Annotated in this window: 19 protein-coding genes and 1 tRNA gene; 10 read left to right on the forward strand and 10 right to left on the reverse strand. The window is 62.3% G+C overall.

What is annotated here, in order from left to right; all coding sequences use genetic code 11:
* The first annotated feature begins 17 nt into the window (after positions 1-17).
* A complete protein-coding gene (gene fcl, locus ACWTU8_RS00240) occupies positions 18-980 on the forward strand; it encodes a GDP-L-fucose synthase (RefSeq protein WP_455846592.1) in 963 nt (320 codons plus the stop codon).
* A gap of 210 nt (positions 981-1190) precedes the next feature.
* Here fcl and ACWTU8_RS00245 read toward each other — a convergent pair.
* Together ACWTU8_RS00245 and cpdR are read right to left on the reverse strand one after the other, a co-directional pair.
* Positions 1191-1265: transfer RNA gene (locus ACWTU8_RS00245), tRNA-Val, on the reverse strand.
* Positions 1266-1383: 118 nt separating this feature from the next.
* Complete coding sequence (gene cpdR, locus ACWTU8_RS00250) at positions 1384-1746, reverse strand: cell cycle two-component system response regulator CpdR (protein WP_006199474.1); 363 nt, start codon at positions 1744-1746, stop codon at positions 1384-1386.
* Between the two features lie 146 nt (positions 1747-1892).
* On the opposite strand from cpdR, the gene ACWTU8_RS00255 reads away from it, so the two are divergent.
* The 4 genes from ACWTU8_RS00255 (at position 1893) to ACWTU8_RS00270 (ending at position 4650) form a co-directional block, all read left to right on the forward strand.
* Positions 1893-2849 carry an N-formylglutamate amidohydrolase gene (locus ACWTU8_RS00255; RefSeq protein WP_455846593.1) on the forward strand — a complete coding sequence of 319 codons (957 nt, stop codon included), beginning with the start codon at positions 1893-1895 and terminating at the stop codon, positions 2847-2849.
* On the forward strand, positions 2846-3010 hold the full coding sequence (locus tag ACWTU8_RS00260) for a hypothetical protein (RefSeq protein ID WP_455840260.1): 165 nt from the start codon (positions 2846-2848) through the stop codon (positions 3008-3010). The genes ACWTU8_RS00255 and ACWTU8_RS00260 overlap by 4 nt, the downstream gene beginning before the upstream one ends.
* 245 nt (positions 3011-3255) lie before the next feature.
* A complete protein-coding gene (hisN, locus tag ACWTU8_RS00265) occupies positions 3256-4029 on the forward strand; it encodes a histidinol-phosphatase (RefSeq protein ID WP_455846594.1) in 774 nt (257 codons plus the stop codon).
* Between the two features lie 267 nt (positions 4030-4296).
* On the forward strand, positions 4297-4650 hold the full coding sequence (locus ACWTU8_RS00270; protein ID WP_455846595.1) for a DUF1579 domain-containing protein: 354 nt from the start codon (positions 4297-4299) through the stop codon (positions 4648-4650).
* Between the two features lie 98 nt (positions 4651-4748).
* On the opposite strand, the gene ACWTU8_RS00275 is transcribed toward ACWTU8_RS00270, so the two are convergent.
* Positions 4749-5723, reverse strand: a complete 975-nt coding sequence (locus ACWTU8_RS00275; protein WP_455846596.1) for an alpha/beta fold hydrolase — start codon at positions 5721-5723, stop codon at positions 4749-4751.
* A gap of 541 nt (positions 5724-6264) precedes the next feature.
* Here ACWTU8_RS00275 and ACWTU8_RS00280 point away from each other — a divergent pair.
* On the forward strand, positions 6265-6732 hold the full coding sequence (locus ACWTU8_RS00280) for an Hsp20 family protein (protein WP_029349636.1): 468 nt from the start codon (positions 6265-6267) through the stop codon (positions 6730-6732).
* Between the two features lie 73 nt (positions 6733-6805).
* On the opposite strand, the gene ACWTU8_RS00285 is transcribed toward ACWTU8_RS00280, so the two are convergent.
* Positions 6806-7858 carry a threonine aldolase family protein gene (locus ACWTU8_RS00285; protein ID WP_455846597.1) on the reverse strand — a complete coding sequence of 351 codons (1053 nt, stop codon included), beginning with the start codon at positions 7856-7858 and terminating at the stop codon, positions 6806-6808.
* A 468-nt stretch (positions 7859-8326) separates the two neighbouring features.
* On the opposite strand from ACWTU8_RS00285, the gene gltB reads away from it, so the two are divergent.
* Together gltB and ACWTU8_RS00295 are read left to right on the forward strand one after the other, a co-directional pair.
* Positions 8327-13063, forward strand: a complete 4737-nt coding sequence (gene gltB / locus ACWTU8_RS00290) for a glutamate synthase large subunit (protein WP_455846598.1) — start codon at positions 8327-8329, stop codon at positions 13061-13063.
* 144 nt (positions 13064-13207) lie between these two features.
* On the forward strand, positions 13208-14662 hold the full coding sequence (locus tag ACWTU8_RS00295; protein ID WP_455846599.1) for a glutamate synthase subunit beta: 1455 nt from the start codon (positions 13208-13210) through the stop codon (positions 14660-14662).
* Between the two features lie 68 nt (positions 14663-14730).
* On the opposite strand, the gene ACWTU8_RS00300 is transcribed toward ACWTU8_RS00295, so the two are convergent.
* Complete coding sequence (locus tag ACWTU8_RS00300; protein WP_455846600.1) at positions 14731-15966, reverse strand: SGNH/GDSL hydrolase family protein; 1236 nt, start codon at positions 15964-15966, stop codon at positions 14731-14733.
* Between the two features lie 130 nt (positions 15967-16096).
* Entirely contained in the window at positions 16097-17323 is a 1227-nt protein-coding gene (locus ACWTU8_RS00305; RefSeq protein ID WP_455840253.1) for a lytic murein transglycosylase, read from the reverse strand.
* 213 nt (positions 17324-17536) lie between these two features.
* On the opposite strand from ACWTU8_RS00305, the gene galU reads away from it, so the two are divergent.
* Positions 17537-18442, forward strand: a complete 906-nt coding sequence (galU, locus tag ACWTU8_RS00310; RefSeq protein WP_036267133.1) for a UTP--glucose-1-phosphate uridylyltransferase GalU — start codon at positions 17537-17539, stop codon at positions 18440-18442.
* A 151-nt stretch (positions 18443-18593) separates the two neighbouring features.
* Here galU and ACWTU8_RS00315 read toward each other — a convergent pair whose 3' ends face one another.
* On the reverse strand, positions 18594-20336 hold the full coding sequence (locus ACWTU8_RS00315) for an outer membrane beta-barrel protein (RefSeq protein WP_455846601.1): 1743 nt from the start codon (positions 20334-20336) through the stop codon (positions 18594-18596).
* Positions 20337-20487: 151 nt separating this feature from the next.
* On the opposite strand from ACWTU8_RS00315, the gene ACWTU8_RS00320 reads away from it, so the two are divergent.
* Positions 20488-21489 carry a KpsF/GutQ family sugar-phosphate isomerase gene (locus ACWTU8_RS00320; RefSeq protein ID WP_029349650.1) on the forward strand — a complete coding sequence of 334 codons (1002 nt, stop codon included), beginning with the start codon at positions 20488-20490 and terminating at the stop codon, positions 21487-21489.
* A 51-nt stretch (positions 21490-21540) separates the two neighbouring features.
* On the opposite strand, the gene ACWTU8_RS00325 is transcribed toward ACWTU8_RS00320, so the two are convergent.
* The 3 genes from ACWTU8_RS00325 to hemH form a co-directional block, all read right to left on the reverse strand.
* Entirely contained in the window at positions 21541-22005 is a 465-nt protein-coding gene (locus ACWTU8_RS00325) for an NfeD family protein (RefSeq protein ID WP_135934782.1), read from the reverse strand.
* 10 nt (positions 22006-22015) lie between these two features.
* Positions 22016-22966: an SPFH domain-containing protein gene (locus tag ACWTU8_RS00330; protein WP_029349653.1), complete on the reverse strand. Its 951-nt coding sequence runs from the start codon at positions 22964-22966 to the stop codon at positions 22016-22018.
* A gap of 147 nt (positions 22967-23113) precedes the next feature.
* Positions 23114-24178 carry a ferrochelatase gene (gene hemH, locus ACWTU8_RS00335; protein ID WP_455846602.1) on the reverse strand — a complete coding sequence of 355 codons (1065 nt, stop codon included), beginning with the start codon at positions 24176-24178 and terminating at the stop codon, positions 23114-23116.
* Positions 24179-24262 lie beyond the last annotated feature (84 nt).

Below are 24262 nucleotides of genomic sequence, written 5' to 3' on the forward strand. Positions count from 1 at the left end.
TGCATAGGGATACGCCAATGGATTTCGACCTTCACGGCAAGCGCGTTTTCGTGGCAGGGCATCGCGGCATGGTCGGCTCGGCCATCCTGCGCAGGCTGGCGGACGAGGACTGCGAGGTCCTGACCGCATCCCGCGATGAACTCGATCTCATGGATCAGGCCGGCGTTCGGCGCTGGATGGCTGGCCACAGGCCGGATGCGGTGGTGATGGCAGCGGCCAAGGTCGGCGGTATCCTGGCAAACAACAGCTTGCCGGTCGATTTTCTGCAGGACAATCTCATCATGCAGACCAATGTCATCGAGAGCGCCTTTCGCAACGAGGTGCAGAAATTACTGTTCCTCGGTTCGTCCTGCATCTATCCGAAATTTGCGGCGCAGCCGATCTCCGAGGACGCCTTGCTGACCGGTCCGCTGGAACCCACCAACGAATGGTATGCGATCGCCAAGATCGCCGGGCTGAAGCTGTGCCAGGCCTATCGGCGCCAATATGGTGTCGAGTACATCTCGGCGATGCCAACCAACCTCTATGGCCCCGGCGACAATTTCGACCTCTCCACCAGCCATGTCGTACCAGCCCTTATGCGCAAGGCGCACAAGGCCAAGCGCGCCGGCGACAAAACCCTGGAGGTCTGGGGATCGGGCACGCCGATGCGCGAGTTCCTGCATGTCGACGACGCCGCCGACGCTCTGGTCTGGCTGCTGAAAAACTATTCCGGCGACAGCCACGTCAATGTCGGCTCGGGCGAAGACATCACCATCGCCGAGCTGGCCCGCACCATGCTGTCCGTCGTCGGCGCCGAGGCGGTGCTCACATTCGATGCGACGAAGCCGGACGGCACACCGCGCAAGCTGATGGACGTGTCGCGCCTGTTTGCCACGGGCTGGCGCCCGCGATACTCGCTTCAGAGCGGATTGGAGCAGACCTATGCCTGGTTTCTCCGGCATATTGAGACGGGCGATCTCCGCCTCGGCGCGGCCTGATCTCAATCGACGCTGGTTGCTGCTACCAGACATGACGGTTTGGGCGGTCTGTTGGCCATGGCCGTTGCAAAATCGCTCGCCGAAGGCTGGGCTAAAAGATCAAGGCGTCCGATTTTGGCATTCTCGAAAATGCGGCACACGCCGCCCAGCCTAGAAACGCCCGCAAGACGAGGAAATCTGCGGGGCACGAGAGACGGCGTATTGTCTGGATGGTGGGCGTGACAGGGATTGAACCTGTGACCCCTGCAATGTCAATGCAGTGCTCTCCCGCTGAGCTACACGCCCATCCGAAGCCGCGCATACACCATTTTTGCCACGGCGCGTCAATAGGAGGAAAAGGGAAAGAACGGTTCGCCTTGCCGCGCCGTTGGAGACGCGCCGAAAGCCGGCAGCGGAAAGCGCGTCAGGCCGCTTGCAGCATCTTTTCGACCTCGTTGACGAGGTCGCGCAGATGGAACGGCTTCGACAGCACCTTGGCGTCTTTCGGCGCCTTGGAATCCGGATTGAGCGCAACGGCGGCGAAGCCGGTGATAAACATGACCTTGAGGTCGGGATCGATCTCGGTGGCGCGGCGGGCGAGTTCTATGCCGTCCATCTCCGGCATGACGATATCGGTCAAGAGCAGCGAAAAAGGCTCTTCGCGCAACCGCTCATAGGCGCTGGCGCCATTGTCGAAATCGCTGACCTGATAGCCGGCACGCTCCAGCGCCTTGACGAGGAACCGGCGCATGTCATCGTCGTCTTCCGCCAGTAGAATGCGTGCCATCTTATCCCGCTCGAATCACCCGTCCGAGACTGCCGTGGGGCAGCCCGTTAACCATCCTGTATATGAGGAGGTGACGGTAAACATCAAGTGAAGATAAAGGCCCGATCGGCCTTTAACAAAGCGGTCCGGACGCCGAAACGCTGGACATGCGGCCGGCGAGGTGGCACCTTTCCAACCATGATGCATTGGTGTTTCCGGATTCGTTCAAATTGAAAACGGCAGCCGAGGATTTTTCGGTCGTTCCTCCCTTCGAAATCCGGTCGGGCGCCGAACAGCGCGTCCCCTTCCTCTTCAACTCGCCGCATAGCGGCCGTCACTATCCGGACCGGTTCCTGGCCATGGCAAGGCTGGACCGAAACGCCATCCGCCGCTCCGAAGATTGCTATGTCGACGAATTGTTCGGTGGCGCTGTCGCGCTCGGCGCGCCGATGCTGGCGGCAAACTTCCCGCGCGCTTATCTTGACGTCAACCGGGAACCCTGGGAACTCGATCCGCGCATGTTCGCCGAACCCGTGCCGTCCTTCTGCAACATCCGCTCGGCGCGCGTGGCCGGCGGGCTTGGCACTGTGCCCAAGCTGGTGGGAGAAGGGCTCGACATCTATGCCGGCCGCTTGCCGCTGGCGGAAGCCGTCGCGCGTATCGAGGCCGTCTACAAGCCTTATCATGAGACGCTGAAGCGGCTTTTGACCAGGACCCATGCGCGGTTCGGCTTTGCCGTGCTGATCGATTGCCACTCGATGCCGGCGAGCATCAGGGTCGGCGACAGCGGTGTCAGGCCCGACTTCATCGTCGGCGACCGTTTCGGCATGTCCGCCTCGGCAGCGTTGACCGAGACGGCGATCGGCCTGCTGATCGGCATGGGCTACACCGTCGCCCATAACAAGCCTTACGCCGGAGGCTTCATCACCGAGCACTATGGTCGCCCCGTCCGCCATCTCCATGCACTGCAGATCGAGGTCAATCGCGGGCTTTACATGAACGAGCGGACGTTCCAGAAATCCCCCGGCTTCGATGCACTCGCCGACGATCTGGCACAATTCTCGGCCGACCTGATGGCGATGCCCGATCACGATTTTATCGATCTGCCGCTTGCCGCCGAATGATGCCAAAAATCGGAATCGATTTTTACATGGGAATTCTGGGCCAAATAACAGGTCTTGCGCCAGATAAAGGCATCGGTGTGCGGGTCGGAAAGGCGCGCGATGCGCTGGATGCGGCGCCGAAAAAAAGACCGCATCGTTTGCACGACACGGTCGAAGTCTAGGGAGGAAACGCCCAAGGAGGGCATGGACAGGAACGCCTGTCCGAGAACAAATCTATTGTGCGATGCACAAATGTCAAGCCGTCGACCGGCGTTTTTAGTTCACCGTTATGTTGAAACTGGATTCGAGGGGCTAGCGTTGCATTCGAGCAACAGTTGACGATGCGCAAAAGTTCCGCACGCCCTTGTTTTGGCGGAAAACCACAGGCAAACGACGGTTCCAGCACGCTACAACGCGGGAGAATCAGTTGGACATCAGCATCGATTTCATGCGGCGCATTGCGCATGCCGCCGCAGCCGAAACCTTGCCGCGCTTCCGCAGCCAAGGCGCGGTCGCCAACAAGGAGCAAGGCAGCTTCGACCCGGTCACCGAGGCCGACCGCGAGGCCGAGCGGGTCATCCGGGCGCTTATATCAGCGGAATATCCCGATCACGGCATCCTCGGCGAGGAGCATGGCAGCGAGAACATATCCAGCAGGCATGTCTGGGTGATCGATCCGATCGACGGCACGCGCGCCTTCATTTCCGGCCTGCCGGTGTGGGGAACATTGGTCGGGCTGACGGTCGACGGCGATGCCGTCGCCGGCATGATGTCGCAGCCCTTCACTGGCGAGCTTTTCTACGCCAACGCTTCCGGTGCCCATTATGAAGGCCCGGGCGGGCCACGAAGGCTGACCACGCGCAAGACGACAAGCCTTGCCGACGCGACGCTGTTCACCACCACGCCGGCACTGTTCCAGGGAGACGCGCGTCTGCGCTACGACCTGTTCGAGCGGCAGGTCCAGCTCGCCCGCTACGGCACCGACTGCTATGCCTTCGCCATGGTCGCGGCAGGAAGCGTCGACATCGTCGCCGACCCCGGTTTGAAACCCTACGATATCGTCGCGCTGATCCCGATCATCGAGAACGCCGGTGGCGTCGTCACCACCTTCGAAGGCGGACCGGCGGAAAGGGGTGGCGACATCCTGGCTGCGGCAACGCCGGAGCTTCATGCCGCCGCGATGGCGGCGCTGCGTGGCTGAGCGTGGAAAGCGTTCGAGCGGTGATTCCCCGACCCTCCTGACAGGAGGATGTCAGCAGCTCTCTGCTATGGAAGTGATGTCCCGGAGGGATTCACATGCCGACGCAGTCAACAACCAACCATTCCGAAGATGCGTCGGCAGAAAACGCTCCAGCAGACGGGCGGGCCGATTTCGATTTCTTCTTTGGCCGCTGGAACGTCAGCCATCGGAGGTTGCAGAAGCGCCTGCAAGACGACACGAACTGGGGTGTTTGGCGGGACATGCGAAGTGCGCCCGATCCTTGGCGGCCTCGGCAATGTCGATGACAATGTGATTGAATTGCCCGTCGAGGCCTATCGCGCCGCCACGTTGCGGACGTTCGATCCGGCGACGAGCCAATGGTCGATCTGGTGGATCGACGGCCGCAACCCGGCGACCATCGATGTTCCGATGCGCGGCACCTTCGAAGCAGGCGTCGGCACGTTCCTGTGCGAAGACGTCTTCGACGGACGCAATATCTACGTTCGCTTCCTGTGGTCGCGGATCACTGAAAAATCGGCGCGCTGGGAGCAGGCTTTTTCACCGGATGTCGGCAAGACCTGGGAGACCAATTGGATCATGCATTTCGCCCGGCAAGTGTAGGCGGGCCGATCGACTTGGAAGGCATTTTTTCAAGCCGAGGCATGGATTTCAATGATTTGAAGCGCTCTTTGCGCGTCCGGAGGGAGTGCGGTACTCAATCAGCCCGTGTCGTCGCTTCCCGGGATGAAGGCATCGAAGGCGGCAAAGAACTGCTCGCGATAGAAGTCGGCTTCCTGCAATATTTCATGGCGTGCACCATCGATCACCAGCAGCGAACCGAGGCGCAGACGCCTGGTGTAGGTTTCCACCGCCTTGGTCGAGACGACCTGGTCGGCGCCGGCGGCGATCACCAGCAAGGATACCTGGATCCTGGCCATGAAGTCGGGGTCGCTGATGGCGTCGGACGCCTCCGCCGCCGCTTTCAGCCAGCGTATCGTCGGGCCGCCGAGTGCCAGTTGCGGGTAGGTTTCATAGATCAGCGTGTTGCGCCGATACCGCTCCGGATCCGATGTCACCATGTTAGCGGCAAACGGAATGGTTCTTCTGGGCCGCGGACCCCAGGCGGCATAAAGCTTGCCAAGGCCCAGCAGACAGAACAGCGAGCAGAGGCGGCGAACGGTGGTTGTCGAGACCGGCAGGTCGGGCACGGCCAGGAATGGCGCGATCAGCACCATGCGCCGTACGCGGTTCACCATCGACGGCGCAGCAAGCAGCGTAATCACCGCACCAGCCGAATGGGCCAATATGTAATATGGCCCCCGGCAGTCGGGCAGCACGATCTCCTTGAAGAACTGTTCCAGGTCGCCCGTGTAGTCGAAGAAGCTCCGGACATAGCCGCGCTCGCGGTCGCTGATCAGCCGATCGGAACCGCCCTGGCCGCGCCAGTCGAGGGTGGCAACGCCAAAGCCGCGATCGGCAAGGTTGCGGATGGTCTCGAAATACTTTTCAATGCACTCGTTGCGGCCGGTCAGCACGACCACGGTGCCCTTCATCGGGCGGGCAACGGCGGGAAAGAGGCCATAACGGATCTTCTTGCCGTCGCGCGTGGTGAAGAAACCACCGGCCGCATTTTCCGGTAGCGGATTGCCCGGAACTTCGCGGAAGAGGGGAATTTCGTTAAGAAGGTCCGTCATTCGGCGCTGCGTTTGTGTGTCGCTGCCTGCATTGCGCAAGCTTTGGTAGGCATAGACGTCCATGCAGCAAAAGCAAAGGAATTCCGGCCGCGTTGGAGAGGCTGAACGAGGCAGCCAGCAAGTGAGGCCGAAAGCAGCTTGCGGCATGCTTCCGGCCCCCGTCGATCCGGGAGGAAGGGACGTTACACCCGGTCGGCCCCGTTGCGGTATCTCGCGCATAACCCCGAAAATCGCACCCGATTTTCGCTGTGAATCATGCGCAATCAAAGTGTTACAGCGTCCTTTGCGTGTCCGAGAGGACGCGCGACGCCGTAACCGCCGCCTTTGCCTTGATCCTGGAACCAGTCTAGCGCGACTTAGCTGAACGCCCGCCGAAGCCGCGGTTCATCTGCCGTTCATCGAGAAATCTTGAAATGCTTTCACGTGTTCCCCAAATGTCTGTTGCGGCCGCCAATGTCGGGGCCGCTGGCCTATCCGGAACGCCGTCACGGGTTTCGCACCGGCCATACGCAAACCTTGTTGCTCAACAGGAGAACACACTATGCGTCACGTTGATTTTTCCCCGCTCTATCGTTCGACCGTCGGTTTCGACCGGCTGTTCACCATGCTCGATTCGCTTGCGCAGCCTGAAAGTGCGCAGACCTATCCGCCCTACAACATCGAGCGCACCGGCGAGGATTCCTATCGCATCTCGATGGCGGTCGCCGGCTTCTCGGACGACGAGCTCTCGATCGAGGCTCACCGCAACGTCCTGACTGTCACGGGTGAGCGCAAGGAAGAGGGCAATGGCGAAGGCTCCGAACTGCTCTATCGCGGTATCGCCGGCAGGGCCTTTGAGCGCCGCTTCCAGCTTGCCGACCACGTTGACGTCGTCGGCGCCTCGCTGAAGAACGGCCTGCTCTTCGTCGACCTCAAGCGCAATATTCCCGAGGAGCTGAAGCCCCGCAAGATCGCCATCACCGCGTCTTCGGCGAAGGCCAAGCAGATCGAGGCTAACACCGCCGCGTAAGCCGCGTCACAAGACGACCTCAGGGACGAAGGGCGGCGCCTGGCGCCGCCCTTTGTTGGTGGATAAGGTGCCGCTATCGAGCAACTAGCTGGCCAAAGCGGTCGACCTCTTCGGCCGTGGTCGCAAAGCTGGTGACGAAACGGTAGAGCGCCTCGTCCTCGCCGGTATGGCCGTCGAAGCCATGCGGCTTGTGCCAGTCGTAGAAGGCGGCACCGGCCAATTGCACCCGTTCAGCCTCGGCCTTTTTCATCACCGCGAACACTTCGTTCGCTTGCGGCAGCCAGGCCAGGCGAGCCGACGGGGAATCCTCGATCAGTGCAGCAAGGCGTGCTGCCGTAACGTTGGCGTGCCGGGCCGTGTCAAGCCACAGGTCGTCCTTGAAATAGGCTTCGAACTGCGCGGCGACGAAGCGCGATTTCGAGAACAATTGCGCCGCGCGTTTGCGCAGGAAGGCCAGTTCCCTGGCGCGGTCGAGATCGAATAGCACGATAGCCTCGGCGCACCAGCAGCCGTTCTTGGTACCGCCGAAAGAGAGGATGTCGACGCCGCGCTTCCAGGTCATCTCCGCCGGCGTCGTCTCTAGCGCGACCAGCGCATTGGCGAAGCGGGCGCCATCCATGTGCAGTGGCAGTTTGTGATGCTTGGCGATCGCCGAAATCCGGGCAATTTCGTTCAGTGTGTAGATGGTGCCGACTTCGGTCGACTGGGTGATCGACACCGCCATCGGGCGCCCGGAATGGACGATTTCAGGCGCGAATCTGCCCACCGCCCTGTCCAGGTTGTTCGGATCGATCTTGCCCAGCGCACCGTCGACGGGATAGAGCCGCGAGCCGCCGGTAAAGTATTCCGGCGCGCCGCATTCATCCTCAATGACATGCGACTCTCGATGGCAGAAGGAAATGCCGCCTGATTTGTTATAGGCGGTCAGCGACAGCGAATTGGCGGCGGTGCCGGTCGCCACGAAAAACACCGCGACCTCGCGCTCGAAAATTTCGTTGAAGCTCTGGTAGACAGCCTGGTCGAGGGCGCCGTCGCCATAGGCGGTGGAGAAGCCGCCGGCGTGGGCGGACAGGCCCGCGGCGATGCTGGGATGGGCGCCTGCCCAATTGTCGGAAGCGAAATTCATACGTTTGCCTGTGCTAGAAAAATCGGTGCAACCTTGGCCGCTTTCGCATGCCGCTCGCAAGTGCCAAGCACCGGATAGGCGGTAACGCCAGCGAGAGCGGAAAACAGGGAATACGGGCGAAGGTTGCGTTTTGGCGTGGCCGCGCGTAATTTTCTGTCGCGGACAGCCCAAGATTGTTGTGAATCGGTCTTGTGCGCATACGTGATTTCTGTCATAAAAATTTAGGACAGTAGTGCTGTCTTATTTTGTCGCACAAAACAGGCTGGATTGGCGTATCATTAGGCCTCTCCGGCCGCTGCCGCGAGCGACAGATAGACGGCCGGCTCTGGCCTGTACGATTACCGGATGCGAACCAGGCCGCCTGGTTCGGCAAGGATTTCGCAAGACGTGCCGTAAGGGTGAGAGGGAAGCTCATGCGCTTCCCAACGGAAACCAGCGCCCTAAGGGCTGGGGATGGAGGACAGGACGATGACGGAAGTGACGCCATCTGCGACGAACGGCCCGGCCGCGCAGACGAAAGCGCCAGCCGTCAAAAATCGGTCCCGAACCAAAATTGAGCGAACCGACACCGGCTTCGCCGCGCACGGCCTGTACGATCCGCGCAACGAGCACGATGCCTGCGGCGTCGGCTTTATCGTCAACATGAAGGGCGTGAAGTCGCATCAGATCGTCAAGGACGGCCTTGCGGTGCTCGAAAACCTGACGCATCGCGGCGCCGTCGGCGCTGATCCGCTGATGGGCGACGGTGCCGGCGTGCTGGTGCAGCTTCCCGACCGCTTCTTCCGCGAGGAAATGGCCAGCCAGGGCGTCGAATTGCCCAAGCCCGGCCACTATGCCGTCGGCCATGTGTTCATGCCGCGCGATCCGGAGCTTCAGGCGCATATCGAAGGCATCATCGCCGAGGTGGCGCAGCTCGAGGGCCAGCCGCTGCTCGGCTTTCGCGATGTGCCGGTCGATAATTCATCGCTGTCCAAGGCGCCTGATATCGCGGCTTCCGAACCGGTCCAGCGGCAGGTGTTCCTGGGCCGTGGCGCCGAGATCGAGAGCGACGACGATTACGAGCGGCGGCTCTACATCCTGCGCAAGGTCATTTCCGGTCGTATCCACGAGGAGACCAAGGGCGTCGACAATGGCTTCTACGTCGTGTCGATGTCATCGCGGACCATCGTTTACAAGGGCATGTTCCTGGCTTATCAGGTCGGCGCCTATTACAAGGATCTGACCGATCCGCGTTTCGAGACGGCGCTGATCCTGGTCCACCAGCGTTTCTCGACCAACACCTTCCCGTCGTGGAAGCTAGCGCATCCCTATCGGATGGTCGCCCACAATGGCGAGATCAACACGCTGCGCGGCAACGTCAACTGGATGGCGGCGCGGCAGGCTTCGGTCGATTCCGAACTGTTCGGCAACGACATCTCCAAGCTGTGGCCGATCTCCTATGAGGGGCAGTCGGACACCGCATGTTTCGACAATGCGCTCGAATTCCTGACGCAGGGCGGCTACTCGCTCGCTCACGCGATGATGATGCTGATCCCGGAAGCCTGGGCCGGCAACAAGTTGATGGATCATGATCGCAAGGCCTTTTACGAATACCACGCCGCCCTGATGGAGCCGTGGGATGGGCCGGCGGCGGTGGCCTTCACCGATGGCCGCCAGATCGGCGCCACGCTCGACCGCAACGGGCTGCGCCCGGCGCGCTACATCGTCACCGACGACGATCGCGTCATCATGGCCTCGGAAGCCGGCGTGCTGCCGGTGCCGGAGGAAAGGATCGTCAAGAAGTGGCGGCTGCAGCCCGGCCGCATGCTGTTGATCGACCTGGAAAAGGGCCGCATCGTTTCCGACGAGGAGATCAAGTCGGAGATCGCGACCAGGCATCCCTACAAGAACTGGCTCGCCAACACCCAACTTATTCTGGAAGACCTGAAGCCGGTCGAGCCACGCGCATTGCGCAGGGACGTCAGCCTGCTCGATCGCCAGCAGGCGTTCGGCTACACCCAGGAAGACACCAAGCTGTTGATGTCGCCGATGGCGACCACTGGCCAGGAAGCGGTCGGCTCGATGGGCACCGACACGCCGATCTCGGCGATGTCGGACAGATCGAAGCTGCTCTATACCTATTTCAAGCAGAACTTCGCCCAGGTCACCAACCCGCCGATCGACCCGATCCGCGAGGAGTTGGTTATGAGCCTGGTATCCTTCATCGGACCGAGGCCGAACATCTTCGACCTCGTCGGCAATTCGCGTCGCAAGCGGCTCGAAGTGCGCCAGCCGATCTTGACCAATGGCGATCTCGAGAAGATCCGCTCCATCGGTCATACCGAGGACCGTTTCGACACCAAGACGATCGACATCACCTATGCTTCGAACGAAGGCGCAGCCGGCATGCAGGGCGCCATCGACCGGCTGTGCGAGCGCGCCGAGGCGGCGGTCGCCGGCGGCTACAACATCATCATCCTGTCTGACCGTCAGCTCGGGCCGGACCGCATCGCCATCCCCGCATTGCTGGCGACAGCGGCGGTCCACCATCATCTGATCCGCAAGGGCTTGCGCACCTCGGTGGGGCTCGTTGTCGAGTCCGGCGAACCACGGGAGGTGCATCATTTCTGCTGCCTTGCCGGCTATGGCGCCGAGGCGATCAATCCCTATCTCGCCTTCGACACGCTGCTCGACATGCATAAGCGCGGCGAGCTGCCGGCCGAGGTCGACGCCTATGAGGTTGTGTCCCGCTACATCAAGTCGATCGGCAAGGGCATTCTCAAGGTGATGTCGAAGATGGGCATCTCGACCTACCAGTCCTATTGCGGCGCGCAGATCTTCGACGCCATCGGGCTGAAGACCGATTTCGTGCAGAAGTATTTCACCGGCACCGCGACGCTGATCGAAGGCGTCGGGCTGGAAGAGATCGCGGCCGAGACGGTTAGCCGCCACGCCGACGGCTTCGGCAACGACCCGGTGCTACGCAACAGCCTCGAGGTCGGCGGCGAATACATGTTCCGCATGCGCGGCGAAGCACATATCTGGTCGCCCGATGCGGTGGCCACCCTGCAGCACGCTGTGCGCCAGGGGTCGTGGGAGACGTTCAAGGACTATTCCGCTCAAATTGACAGCGAGACGGCGCGGGCGCAGAGCATTCGCGGCCTGTTCAAGATCAGGCTCGCCGAAGAAACCGGGCGCAAGAAGGTCGCGCTCGACGAGGTCATGTCGGCGGCCGATATTGTCAAGCGGTTCTCGACCGGAGCGATGTCCTTCGGCTCGATCTCCAGGGAAGCGCACACCACGCTGGCGCGCGCCATGAACACCATCGGCGGCAAGTCGAACACCGGCGAGGGCGGCGAAGAGGCCGACCGCTACCTGCCGCTGCCGGGCGGCGGCAAGAACCCCGAGCGTTCGGCGATCAAGCAGGTTGCCTCCGGCCGGTTCGGCGTGACGGCGGAATATCTGGTGAATTCCGATGTGATGCAGATCAAAGTCGCGCAAGGCGCGAAGCCCGGCGAGGGCGGTCAGCTGCCCGGTCACAAGGTCGATGCCACCATTGCCAAGGTCAGGCATTCGACGCCCGGCGTCGGCCTGATCTCGCCGCCGCCGCATCACGACATCTACTCGATCGAGGATCTGGCGCAGCTGATCTACGATCTCAAGAACGTCAATCCGGCGGCTGATGTCTCGGTCAAGCTGGTGTCCGAAGTCGGTGTCGGCACGGTTGCGGCCGGCGTCGCCAAGGCGCGCGCCGATCACATCACCATTTCCGGCTACGACGGCGGCACCGGCGCATCGCCGCTGACCTCGCTCAAGCACGCCGGCAGCCCGTGGGAAATGGGCCTTGCCGAGACGCACCAGACGCTGGTGCTCAACGGCCTCAGGTCGCGCGTCGCGCTGCAGGTCGATGGCGGCCTGCGCACCGGCCGCGACGTCGTCATTGGCGCGCTGCTTGGCGCCGACGAATTCGGCTTCTCGACCGCGCCGCTGATCGCGGCCGGCTGCATCATGATGCGCAAGTGCCATCTCAACACCTGCCCTGTCGGCGTCGCGACGCAGGATCCGGTCTTGCGCAAGCGCTTCAAGGGTACGCCGGAACATGTCATCAACTTCTTCTTCTATGTGGCTGAAGAGGTCCGGGCGTTGCTCGCCGAGATGGGTTACACCCATCTCGACCAGATCATCGGCGACACCGATCTCTTGGAAAAGCGGGCGCTGATCCAGCACTGGAAGGCGCGCGGGCTCGATTTCGGCAAGATGTTCTTCAAGCCGGATGCCCCGCATGAGGCGGTGCACTGGACTGAGCGGCAGAAGCATCCGATCGACGACGTGCTCGACCGCAAGCTGATCGAGTTGGCCAAGCCGGCGCTGGAAGCCAGGCAGCCGGTCAGCATCGAGCTGCCGATCCGAAATGTCGACCGTTCGACCGGCGCCATGCTGTCTGGTGAAGTGGCAAAGCGCTTCAAGCACAAGGGCCTGCGCGAGGACACGATCGCGGTGAAGCTCACCGGTACCGCCGGCCAGTCGTTCGGCGCCTTCCTGGCGCGTGGGGTTTCGTTCGAGCTGGTCGGTGCGGCCAATGACTATGTCGGCAAAGGCCTGTCGGGCGGCCGCATCGTCATCCGCCCGCCGGAGAACACCAAGATCGTCGCAGCGGAGTCGATCATCGTCGGCAACACGGTGCTCTACGGCGCGACCGAAGGCGAGGCCTATTTCAGCGGCGTCGCCGGCGAGCGTTTTGCGGTTCGCAATTCGGGCGTGGCCGCCGTCGTCGAAGGCGTTGGCGACCATGGCTGCGAGTACATGACCGGCGGCATTGTCGTCGTCATCGGCCAGACCGGCCGCAACTTTGCCGCCGGCATGTCGGGCGGCGTCGCCTATGTGCTCGACGAGGAAGGTGATTTCGCCGAGCGCTGCAACATGGCGATGGTCGAACTGGAACCCGTTCCCGAAGAAGACGACCTGATGGAGAAACTGCTCCATCATGGCGGCGACCTCGACCACAAAGGCCGCGTCGACGTGTCGGGCGACATGACCAGCCATGACGAGGAGCGGCTCTATCAGCTGATCTCGAACCACGTCCATTATACGGGTTCGGTGCGCGGCCGCGAGATCCTCGACAACTGGGCGACTTTCCGGCCGAAATTCCGGAAGATCATGCCGGTCGAATACCGTCGCGCGCTGATCGAAATGGAGCGCATGCGCATGGGCGTGGCGGCGGAATAGGCTTTGGGAGTTGCCGGGAAGCCAGGCTTCCCTGTCGACGCCTTCATCAACAATCCTAGCCTCGGACTGAAGGTTGCCATGGCTGCCTTATGAGGTTAACGGGTGCGTCTTCGAGCGCGCCATCTGGACAGCAGGGACTGGACTATGGGCAAGGTAACAGGGTTTCTCGAGATCGACCGGCAGGTGCACAAGTACCAGCCGGCTTCCGACCGCATCCGGCATTTTCGCGAGTTCACGCTGCCGATGTCGGACAAGGAGGTCGAGAAACAGGCCGCGCGCTGTATGGATTGCGGCATCCCGTACTGCCACGGGCCGACCGGCTGCCCGGTCCACAACCAGATCCCGGACTGGAACGACCTCGTCTACAATGGCGACTGGGACAATGCGATCCGCAACCTGCACTCGACCAACAATTTCCCGGAATTCACCGGCCGCATCTGTCCGGCGCCTTGCGAGGAAGCCTGCACGCTCAACCTCGAGGACATTCCGGTCGCCATCAAGACGATCGAGCAGGCGATCGCCGACAAGGCCTATGAAACCGGTCATATCCGGCCCTATCCGCCGGAAAAGAAGACCGGCAAGCGCGTCGCAGTCATTGGCTCCGGGCCGGCCGGCATGGCGGCCGCCCAGCAGCTTGGCCGCGCCGGCCACGACGTTCACGTCTATGAGCGCGAGAGCCGGCCGGGTGGGCTGATGCGCTACGGCATCCCCGACTTCAAGATCGAGAAGCACTATATCGACCGGCGCATCGAGCAGATGCAGGGCGAGGGCGTGAGCTTCCATTGCGGCGTCAATGTCGGCGTCGACAAACCGGTGGCGGAGCTGCTCGCCGAATACGATGCTGTGCTCTATTGCGGTGGTTCGGAAACACCGCGCCCGGCCAACATTCCCGGCGACGATCTCGACGGCGTGCATGATGCGATGCCCTATCTGGTGCAGCAGAACAAGCGCATCGGCGGCGAGCCGATCCAGTCGGTGGCGTGGCCCTCGCGGCCGATCGTCGCCGGCGGCCAGCATGTTGTCGTCGTCGGTGGCGGCGACACCGCATCCGACTGCGTCGGTACCGCCTTCCGCCAAGGCGCCGTTCGTGTCACCCAGCTCGACATCCGGCCGCAGCCGCCGGAAAAGGAGGACAAGCTTTCGGTCTGGCCCTACTGGGCGACGAAGATGCGCACCTCGTCCTCGCAGGCCGAAGGCGCCGAGCGCGAGTTCCAGGTGGCGACGCTCGAATTCATCGGCGAGGACGGCGCGTTGACCGGCGTCAAATGCTGCGAGGTCGATGAAAAGCGCAAGCCGATCGCCGGCACGGAATTCGTCATCCGCGCGGATCTCGCCTTCATCGCCATCGGCTTTGCCGGGCCGGCGGCCGTCGGACCGGTGTCGGAGCTGGCTGGCCAGATGAAGATCGTCATCGACAGCCGCCGCTCGAACAACGTCGAGGCCAATGACCGCGACTACAAGACCAGCGTCGAAAAGCTCTATGCGGCGGGCGACGTGCGCCGCGGTCAATCGCTGGTCGTCTGGGCGATCCGCGAGGGCCGGCAGGCGGCTCGTTCGATCGACGAGGCGCTGATGGGATCGAGCGTGCTGCCGCGCTGAGGCTGTCTCGAGACCCTACTTGCGCGCCCTCTGAAGACACTTTCTGCTATTCCGGTGCCGGGGCAGGTTTATGGAGTGGTCGCCGTGGTCGTTTCGGTTGCGGCGGCCGCAGGCTGTCCCCTGGGCGGCCAGGAAAAATCGTCGGCGCGGCCGGGCGAAGCAGCGGGCGCCTTGCCCTCGACGAGGAGCTTTTCGCCAGACCCGTCGGCCTTTGCCGGCGCTGCGGCGCCGAGAAGTTCAGAACCGCCATCGAGCGCCGGATCGTTGAGCAGCATCGGCACGGTGCGATCGACGGCCATGGGTGCCGGTGCCGGCGCCCCGACGGGAGCGCCCGCTGGCGCGTAAGCTGCCGGTGTGCCCGTGGGCGCGGTCATTCCAAGGATCTTCATCAAGGGTTTTTCGGCATAGAAGGCGAGCTTGCGTTTGCCGGCTTTCGACACATAGATGCCGTCGTCGGTGCGCAGGCGCACCGGCTGGCCGTTGATATCAGGTCCGCTGGTGACAAAGGCGCCGTCCTCGTCGACGAAACCGTCCCAGATGTCGACGAATTCGCCGCCATGGCTTTCGGCCGTCGAGCGGTAAATGTCGTTGAAAGCCAGCATGTCTGAGGTCATCTTCGGCGCCTTGAATGCCGGCATGCCGACCCATAGATACGGCACCTTGGCCGCTGCAATGGCCTTACCGAACGCTTCGGTCCGGCGTTCGTATTCCTTGGTCCAGGCCTCGGACCGCGGCTGTTCGCGTTCACCGTTCACGCGCATTTGCTGCCGATCGTTGGAGCCCAGCATGACGATTACGGCCGCGGGCTTGTCGGTCTCGATCAGCGACTTGATCTGTTCGGGCCAGTTGTAGAAATCGTCACGCACGAAACCGGACGAACCGTTGCTGCGGACGACGATCCTGACGTTGGTGTTTTCGGCAAAGGCGGTATCGAGACCTTCGCCGAGGCCGCTCGCCATGAAATCGCCGACCACCAGAACGGTGCGGGCATCCGACGCCTTCTCGACAATCGGGGTTGCCGGCTCAGCCGGCCGGCGCGGCGCGGCGCGGGGCTTTCTTGCTTTTAGCTTCCGTGGCCCGGCCCTCTGGATCTGTCGCGGTGGCTCCATCCACTCGGTTCGGCCCACCCGCTCGCTTCGGCGCAGAAACAACAAGTCGCGCAGCGACCAGCCACGCCTTTGTTCTTCCTGCGCCACGGCCGGCGTGTGAAAGACGGCGGCAGTGCTGACGGCCAGAACGGCAATAGCCAGAATCAGGATCGGCACGCGACGAAGGATCACCCGGATACGCCCAGCCGAAACCAATTACCCTCTCCATCCCTTAAGAGCGCCGGACCCTCAAATCCAACCCGGCCGCCGCTCTATCTTAGTCTGAGCATCGGATTTCCCAAAAACCGGTTGGGTCCGAGCCTCTAGGTCGTCTCCCTATGCGAGGCTAGTTCTGCCTGAGCCATTTGAGCACTTCCATGCTCGGATGTCCGTCCTGGGTCAAGCCAGCCTTTGCCTGGAAGGCCATGATGGCGGCTTTCGATCCCTCGCCGATCTTGCCGTCGAACTTGCCGTCATAGTAGCCGTACTGGGAAAGCCGCTGCTGAAGCTCTTGCCTCTCCTCGAAGGAGAGCTTCGTGAAAGGCCGCTTCCAGTCCTGCACCAGCCCACCATGGCCGGCGATTTCGTCGGCAAGAAGGCCAACGGCAACCGCGTATTTGTCGGCATTGTTGTAGCGCTTGATGACCGAAAAATTCTTGATCATCAGGAAAGCCGGGCCGCCGCGGCCGCCTGGCACCTTCAGCGTGGCCTTCTCCGCGCTATTCTTGAACGGCTTGCCGTTGACACGCGTGACACCCAGCGCTTGCCATTGCGACAGTGACTTCGATCCAGCCGGGAACTTCTTTCCGTCGGGAAGGCTGACTTCATAGCCCCAGGTCTTGCCGGCCTGCCAGCCGTTCTTCTTGAGCAGATTGGCGGCCGTTGCCAATGCATCGGGAATGGAATTCCAGATGTCGCGCTTGCCATCGCCGTCCATATCGACCGCATAGGCCTGATAGCTGGTGGGAATGAACTGGGTATGGCCCATGGCGCCGGCCCATGAGCCGCTGAGGTGGCTTTTGTCGATGTCGCCCCTTTGCAGGATTTTCAGCGCCGCGATCAACTGGGTGCGGGCAAATTTCGATCGTCTCGAGTCGGCATAGCCAAGCGTTGCCAGCGAACGCACGACATTGCGCATGACATCGTCGCGCTTGAGGATTTCGCCGTAATTCGATTCCATAGACCAAATTGCCAGCAGGATATGACGGTCGACGCCGTATTTTGCCTCGATCCTGTCCAGCCACGGCTTCCACTTCCTGGCCATCTGCTGGCCGACAGCGACCGACTGGTCATGGACGCGGTTGTCGAAATAGTCCCAGGCGGGCGCGGTGAATTCGGGTTGATAACGCGCTTTTTCCAGCACGACCGGGTCGGCATCGCTGATGCCCTCGAATGCCCGGTCGTAAACGGCGCCGGAAACACCGCTCCGCACCGCGGTGGCGCGGAAGCTGGCCACCCATTGCCGGAAACCGGCGTCGGCAAAAGCCGATCCGGTGGGCATCAGCAAGGCAAGCGACAGGCTGGCGGCCGCAACGATGCTTGTGAAGCGCTTTGCGGCGTTGCGAACGGACATCTTTTCCTCCTTCTTCATCACAGGAAGACTATTCATCGCCGAACCCGGTTAGCATTTAGTTTACCATAGGTGCCGTTGGGAACGAAAAGGCGGGTTGGTGCTTTACAGACTACGAATTTCTTCTGACCAGCCGTTCCATAATCCTCGATTCCGGCACGAAAATGTCTTGAAGCGGGATTGCCGAACAGGCTTAGAAGCGGATAATTTGACAGCATGAAGAGAGTTCGCAAGGCAGTTTTCCCGGTCGCCGGTCTCGGCACGCGTTTTCTCCCGGCCACCAAGGCCATACCCAAGGAAATGCTGACCGTCGTCGACAGGCCAGTCATCCAGTATGTGGTCGACGAGGCACGCGAAGCCGGGATCGAGCATTTCATCTTCGTGACCGGCCGCAACAAGGCGGTCATCGAGGACCATTTCGACGTCCAGTTCGAACTCTATGACACGCTCGCCCAGCGCGGCAAGGACGACGAGCTCGCCCGCCTGCAGCGGCTGCAACCCTCGCCTGGGCAGACCAGCTTCACGCGCCAGCAGGTGCCGCTCGGCCTTGGCCATGCCGTCTGGTGTGCCCGGGAACTGGTCGGCGACGAGCCCTTCGCGCTGCTTTTGCCTGACATGATCATGCAGTCGGAAAAAAGCTGCATGAAAGAGATGGTCGAGCTTTATGCGGAGACCGGCAACAACATCGTCGCGGTTCAGGAATGCGACCCCGCCGAGGCCCATAAATACGGCATCGTCGGCCGTGGCGAGGATACACATCACGGTTTCCGTATCACCGGTATGGTGGAGAAGCCGAAGACCGGCACGGCACCCTCCAATCTATACATCAACGGGCGCTACATCCTGCAGCCGGAGATATTTGGGATTCTCGAGGGCCAGGAGAAGGGCGCCGGCAACGAGATACAACTCACCGATGCGATGCTGAAGCTGGAGAAGCAACAGCCCTTTTATGGGTGCCACTACCAGGGGCGCACCTTCGATTGCGGATCGCCGGAAGGCTTTGTCGAGGCCAATGTCGCCTTCGCGCTGTGGCGCAGCGACATAAACGGACGCATGGCGGGCGTTATCCGCCAGCTTCTCGACGAGATGAAACCCTCAGAGCAGCGGGGCGCGGCGTTCTAGGTATGTCGCCCAAAAGCATGCCCTCGGGCTTGAACCGATGGTGCGCAACGGTTTTGGGACAACGACAAGCATAAGAACAAGGTTCTCGAAACCACCGTTCTCGCCACGGCCTGACTTGAATCTCGACATGCCCCAACCTTCAACGGTTGCTTTACGGCTGCAGTGTCACCCCGACGAAGATGCTGTGGGCGGTGTAGTCGCGGCCCTCCAGATTGCTGGTCTGTTTTTCAGTTCTGGCGCGGGTGGTCAGTCCGGCATACCGGTTCAGCCACCATGTCAGTCCGGCCTCGGCGCTCAGCGTCAGATCATGGCCGTCCGACCCGATGTAGTCGCGCCAGTCCACGCCGAGAGCTGCGTTCCCGATCAGGTTGGCACGGATTTCCCGCTCGCCGGTGAGGCGGCCGGAGTAAAGGATGTCGCCGCTTTCGTTGGCGGTCGTCGTGCCCTCGACGATCGTCTGCCCGGTGAGGCCGATCGTGGTGCCGCGTTCCGGCGACCATCTGAGGTCGGCGTTCACCGTGGCACCCGAAATTGCCGGCAGGCGGTCGTCGTCGATCGCCTCCCGCAGCCAGCCGGCCGAGAATTCGCCGGCAAGCTTCTCGCCAAGATCGACCTCGGCGCCGGCCCGAACGCCGAGCCGCGTCGAGGATCGTTCGAAACCATTGGTGTCGACGCGCAAATCATAGACCCGGCGGCCGATTTCGACCTCGGCGAAAGGGGTGATGGCGGGAGAAATCTCATAGCCGGTGCGCAAGGTGGCGGTATAAAGCGTCGAGTCGCGGTCTTTCTGCGACAGCGTTCCGCCCGTCGAAAGCTTCGCGTCGCCGTAAATGTCGTGTTCGACAGCGCCGGTCAGGGCGAAGCGCATCTTGCCGGCATCCTTCTCGAGCGCAAGGCTGCCGTCAATGGTCTGGCGCACCGGCTGCTCGACGGTGCCTTCGATGACGACTGGCGACGAAGCCGATTCCGGCGCCGACTCGTAACCGAGCTTGGCGATAGCGCGCAGATCGTTGTCGAGGTCGACATTGAGCGTGCCATCGACACGGCCCCGTGCCTCCTGAACCTCGTCGCCCGATATAGTCTTGAGAAAGGTGCCGTAGCCGTCGATGACAGCCGAATTCTCCCGCCAGTCGGAGATGGCAGTGAAGCGCAGCGTCGTTTCCGACAGCAGGGCCGGCTTGCCTTCGCTGCTTGAATCGGCATTTGATGACGCCGTCAGGCCTTGCTCGAGCGTTGGCCTGATCACGAAGGAGCCGAGTTTGATGCCGGTGGCGGCGAACGGGTCGTCCTCGGCCCTCTTATCCCGGCCTTCGATGGCTTCGGCGCGCTCAGCGCCCGGATCGAGCTGCTGCCTGTCGGCGGAATCAACGGTCATGGCACGGCGATTGGTGGCGTCCTGGTCAGTTTCGCCGGTGTCCGTGTCATCCGTCGTGGCTGCAGTCGCGGCGGTGGCTTGTGTCTCGGCGGCTTCGTCTTGATCGGCCGCCCCTTGCGTTGCGCTCGATGGCCGGCGCGGCGGGACGGGAGCGTGGGTGTCCGCAAACGCATCGTCGGTGGCCTCCGGCGGATCAAAAATGCTGCCAGTCGCGGGTGCCGTGTCGTCGTCCTGTACGGCGCCGGGGCTGGCCGGCTGATAGGTGGGCGCCGGCGCAGTGCTCTGGGTGGTTGCGCCGGCCTGCGCCGTCTGATCCTCGGCGCTGGCCATGCTCAATTGCCTGGTCTTGCGCTGCTGGTCGTCCAGAATTGCCGATTCTGAAACCTCGCCGCGCAGCTCGGTTACCTGGGCATAGGGCTGCGCAGGCCGCAGCAAGGCGAAGACGCTGGTCGCCAGCAGCAAGGCGCAGACCGCTTTGCCGTTTCGTCTTCTTTTCTTTTCAGGCTGGGCCCCGGACATCGCCACCACTGCTTGCGCGGCGCACGCGCGCCATACTTACCGAACCGTAAATGGGGATGGTTAACGGAGGGTTGAGGCAGCGGTGGATCAGGCCTCGCTGGATGGCAATTCCGTTGGACAGGCGCGCGGCAAAGCGCTAATCGCATCAGCCATGCATGCGAGATCCCCAGACAAGAAGCGGCTCGATGGGCAAGCTTCGATCGCCTCGGCGCTTAGAACGGTAGCGACTGAGCAGGCCGGTGTCGCGGCGCTGGCGGCCGCGCTCGAAAACGGATTGACCGAACCGTTCGCGCACGCCGTCGACATGGTGTCGCAAATCGAGGGCCGCGTCATCGTCACCGGCGTCGGCAAGAGCGGCCACATCGGCTCAAAGATCGCCGCAACGCTCGCCTCGACCGGCACGCCGGCTTTCTTCGTCCATCCTGCCGAAGCCAATCATGGCGACCTCGGCATGATCGCCAAGGACGATGCCATCATCGCCATGTCGTGGTCGGGCGAGAGTCGCGAGCTCAAGGGCATCATCGCGTATTCCAGGCGCTTCTCGATTCCGCTGATCGCGGTCACCGCCGGAGAGCGATCGGCGCTGGCGCGTGCGGCCGATGTGGTGCTCCTGCTGCCGCGTGCGCCGGAAGCCTGCCCGCACGGCCTGGCACCGACGACATCGACGCTGCTGCAACTGGTGATCGGCGATGCGCTGGCCATCGCGTTGCTCGAAGCGCGCGGCTTCACGCCGGATCATTTCCGCACCTTCCATCCCGGCGGGCAACTTGGCGCCAATCTGACGCAGATCCGCGACATCATGCATGTCGGCGACAGGCTGCCGCTGGTGCCTTCGGGCACCGGAATGCGCGAAGCGATCCTCGAATTGTCGCGCAAGGGGTTCGGCTGCGTGGCGATAACCGCCGCGGATGGTGCGCTGATCGGCATCGTCACCGATGGCGATATCAGGCGCCACATCGGCAGCAATCTTCTGGCGATGAGTGTCGATCAGGTCATGACCAAGAAGCCGAAGACCGCCGGGCCGGATACGTTGGTGGCGACGGCGCTGCAGACGATCAACAATTCGGCCATCTCCAGCCTGATGGTTGTCGAGGGCGGACGGCCGGTCGGACTTGTCCATCTGCACGACCTGCTGCGCATCGGCGCGGCCTGACAGACCTCAGGCCTGTTTGAAAGTCGCCCGCCGAGATGGGTGGGATCGGTCCTAAACCGCCTCGACCGTCAGCTCCAGATCGGTGTCGGCCGCGCCCGTCACGCGCACCTGCGTGCCGGCCGGCAGATCGGGGCCTGAGACGCGCCATAGCGTGTCGCCCAGTTTTATGCGGCCGCGCCCGTCCTTGATCGGCTCGGCAAGTGTCGCCATTCTGCCGATCATTTGTTCGCCGCGGCGATTGAGCAGCGGCTGGTCGGTCGGGTCATGGCGTCCGCCCACCAGTCTCTTGCCGACATAGGCGGAGATCAGCGACAAAGCGAGGAAGGCGAGAACCTGGATCTGCCAGGTCCAGAATCCTGCGTCCCAGATGAGCAGGGAGACTGCACCGATCAGCAGCGCGGCGATGCCGATCCATAGCATGAAGATGCCCGGTGCGATGACCTCCATTACGAGGAGAACAAAGCCGAGAACCATCCAATTCCAGGGACCGAGTTCCGAAATGATGCGGTCGAACATCGGATCGGCCTCAGCTTTCGCTCGGGCGAACTACCGGCGGACGTGAAGCTTGCCGCGGCGGGCCGGCATTGCCCTCGCTCCCGAAGACTTCCTTGGCGATCGCGCCGATGCCGCCGAGCGTGCCGATCAATGATGAAGCTTCCATCGGCATCAGCACGACCTTGCTGTTTGTGGCGGAGCCGATCCTGGTCAGCGCTTCGGTGTATTTCAGCGCAACGAAGTAGTTGAGCGCCTGCACGTCGCCCTTGGCGATCGCTTCCGACACCACCTGCGTGGCGCGGGCCTCGGCCTCGGCCGAGCGTTCGCGCGCCTCGGCGTCGCGGAAGGCGGCTTCCTTGCGGCCCTCGGCTTCCAGGATCTGCGACTGCTTGAGGCCTTCGGCGTCGAGGATCTGCGCGCGCTTGTTGCGTTCGGCCATCATCTGGCGACCCATCGATTCGACGAGATTGGCCGGTGGGTTGATGTCCTTGATCTCGACGCGGGTGATCTTGATGCCCCAAGGATGCGCCGCCTCGTCGACGACGCGCAGCAGGCGTTCGTTGATGGCGTCGCGGTTCGATAAAAGCTCGTCAAGGTCCATCGAGCCCATCACGGTACGGATGTTGGTCATCGTCAGGTTGAGGATGGCGTTCTCCAGCCCGGCGACCTGGTAGGCGGCCTGCGCGGCGTTGAGCACCTGGTAGAAGGCCACGCCGTCGACGGCGACGGTGGCGTTGTCGCGGGTGATGATCTCCTGGGTCGGGACGTCGAGCACCTGCTCCATCATGTTCAACTTGGCGCCGATGCGGTCGACGAACGGCACGATGAGGTTGAGGCCGGGGCTCAATGTCTTGGTATAGCGGCCAAAGCGTTCGACGGTATAATTATAGCCTTGCGGGATTGTCCGGATGCCTTTGAAAAGCACGAGCACGACAAGAGCGACAAGAACAAGAAGCGCGATATCGAAACCACTGAAATCCATTTGGCCCTCCCTCGGATGCCGGCCACGGAAGTGTTTCACGCGGCCGACTTCACCAAACACTTAAGTGTGTTTCAGGAACGTTACAATCAGGTGATAGTGGATTACGGTGCATAGAAAGCGGGTTAGCGGCGCTCGATTGTATCCGCTTCAGATCCAGCCCGACAGTTCGCGCCGCACCATCGCCTCGATCACCGCCATGCCCTCGGCACTGTCATTGAGGCAAGGGATGTGCGCGAACTTCTCGCCGCCGGCATGATGGAAAGTCTCGGCCGCCTCCCTGCCGATCTCGTCCAGCGTCTCGATGCAGTCGACGGAAAAGCCCGGATTGACGATGGCGATCGATTTCACGCCTTCTCCGGGCAATTTCTCGACCGTCTTGTCGGTGTAAGGCTGCAGCCACTCCTGCGCACCGAAGCGCGACTGGAACGTGGTGATCAGCTTCTTCTCATCCCAGCCGAGCTTTTCCCGCAGCAGCCGGGTCGTCTCAAGGCAATGGGCCTGATAGGGGTCTCCCTTGTCGGAATAGGGTTTCGGAATGCCGTGATAGGAGGCGATGACCACCTCCGGCTCGAAAGCGAGGGTCGCCAGATGACGCTCGATCGAACGGGCAAGCGCCTCGATATAAACCGGTTCGGCATAGTAGGGCGGCACGCTGCGGATCGCCGGGGCGCGGCGCATCTTCATCAGCGCGCGAAACAGCTGGTCGTTGGCGGTCGCGGTGGTGGTCGCGGAATATTGCGGATAAAGGGGAAAAGAGAGAATGCGGTCGCAGCCCTGCGCGACCAGCCCTTTGGCGACGCTCTCGGTGGAAGGATTGCCGTAACGCATCGCCCAGTCGACGGTGACGCCGGGCAGGTCGCGCAGCGCCTCGGTCAGCTTTTCGCTCTGAGCGCGGGTGTAGGTGCGCAGCGGCGACTCGTTACGCTGCCGGTTCCAGATCCTGGCATAGTTGGCGCCCGACTTCTTCGGCCGCGTGGTGAGAACCAGCCCGTAGAGGATAGGGTACCAGATCGCCTTGTTGAGCTCGATGACGCGCGGATCGGACAGGAATTCCCTGAGATAGCGCCACATCGGCTTGAATTCTGTGCCGTCGGGCGTGCCGAGATTAACCAGCATGACGCCGATCCTGCCCGCCCCGACCGGCGGCTGTCCTGCCGGCGGCGGGCCGAGGACCTTCGCAGCCTTGGGACCGACAGGGTTGGAAAGCGTCATAAGGGATCTCCGGACACCGCGCGAAACTAGCGATGCCGCGCCGGTTTGCAATGCAGCGTCTGGCCGCACCTTATCTTACCTCAG

This window comes from Mesorhizobium sp. BHbdii (assembly GCF_053848045.1).

Bases quoted from the DNA above. Each gene is read 5' to 3' on its own strand.
- ACWTU8_RS00280 (WP_029349636.1), top strand. From the start codon at position 6,265: ATGCGTCACGTTGATTTTTCCCCGCTCTATCGTTCGACCGTCGGTTTC.
- ACWTU8_RS00285 (WP_455846597.1), bottom strand. From the start codon at position 7,858: ATGAATTTCGCTTCCGACAATTGGGCAGGCGCCCATCCCAGCATCGCC.
- ACWTU8_RS00295 (WP_455846599.1), top strand. From the start codon at position 13,208: ATGGGCAAGGTAACAGGGTTTCTCGAGATCGACCGGCAGGTGCACAAG.
- ACWTU8_RS00320 (WP_029349650.1), top strand. From the start codon at position 20,488: ATGCATGCGAGATCCCCAGACAAGAAGCGGCTCGATGGGCAAGCTTCG.
- ACWTU8_RS00305 (WP_455840253.1), bottom strand. From the start codon at position 17,323: ATGTCCGTTCGCAACGCCGCAAAGCGCTTCACAAGCATCGTTGCGGCC.
- gltB (WP_455846598.1), top strand. From the start codon at position 8,327: ATGACGGAAGTGACGCCATCTGCGACGAACGGCCCGGCCGCGCAGACG.
- ACWTU8_RS00255 (WP_455846593.1), top strand. From the start codon at position 1,893: ATGCGGCCGGCGAGGTGGCACCTTTCCAACCATGATGCATTGGTGTTT.
- ACWTU8_RS00325 (WP_135934782.1), bottom strand. From the start codon at position 22,005: ATGTTCGACCGCATCATTTCGGAACTCGGTCCCTGGAATTGGATGGTT.
- ACWTU8_RS00330 (WP_029349653.1), bottom strand. From the start codon at position 22,966: ATGGATTTCAGTGGTTTCGATATCGCGCTTCTTGTTCTTGTCGCTCTT.
- cpdR (WP_006199474.1), bottom strand. From the start codon at position 1,746: ATGGCACGCATTCTACTGGCGGAAGACGACGATGACATGCGCCGGTTC.
- ACWTU8_RS00315 (WP_455846601.1), bottom strand. From the start codon at position 20,336: ATGTCCGGGGCCCAGCCTGAAAAGAAAAGAAGACGAAACGGCAAAGCG.
- fcl (WP_455846592.1), top strand. From the start codon at position 18: ATGGATTTCGACCTTCACGGCAAGCGCGTTTTCGTGGCAGGGCATCGC.
- galU (WP_036267133.1), top strand. From the start codon at position 17,537: ATGAAGAGAGTTCGCAAGGCAGTTTTCCCGGTCGCCGGTCTCGGCACG.
- ACWTU8_RS00275 (WP_455846596.1), bottom strand. From the start codon at position 5,723: ATGACGGACCTTCTTAACGAAATTCCCCTCTTCCGCGAAGTTCCGGGC.
- hemH (WP_455846602.1), bottom strand. From the start codon at position 24,178: ATGACGCTTTCCAACCCTGTCGGTCCCAAGGCTGCGAAGGTCCTCGGC.
- ACWTU8_RS00260 (WP_455840260.1), top strand. From the start codon at position 2,846: ATGATGCCAAAAATCGGAATCGATTTTTACATGGGAATTCTGGGCCAA.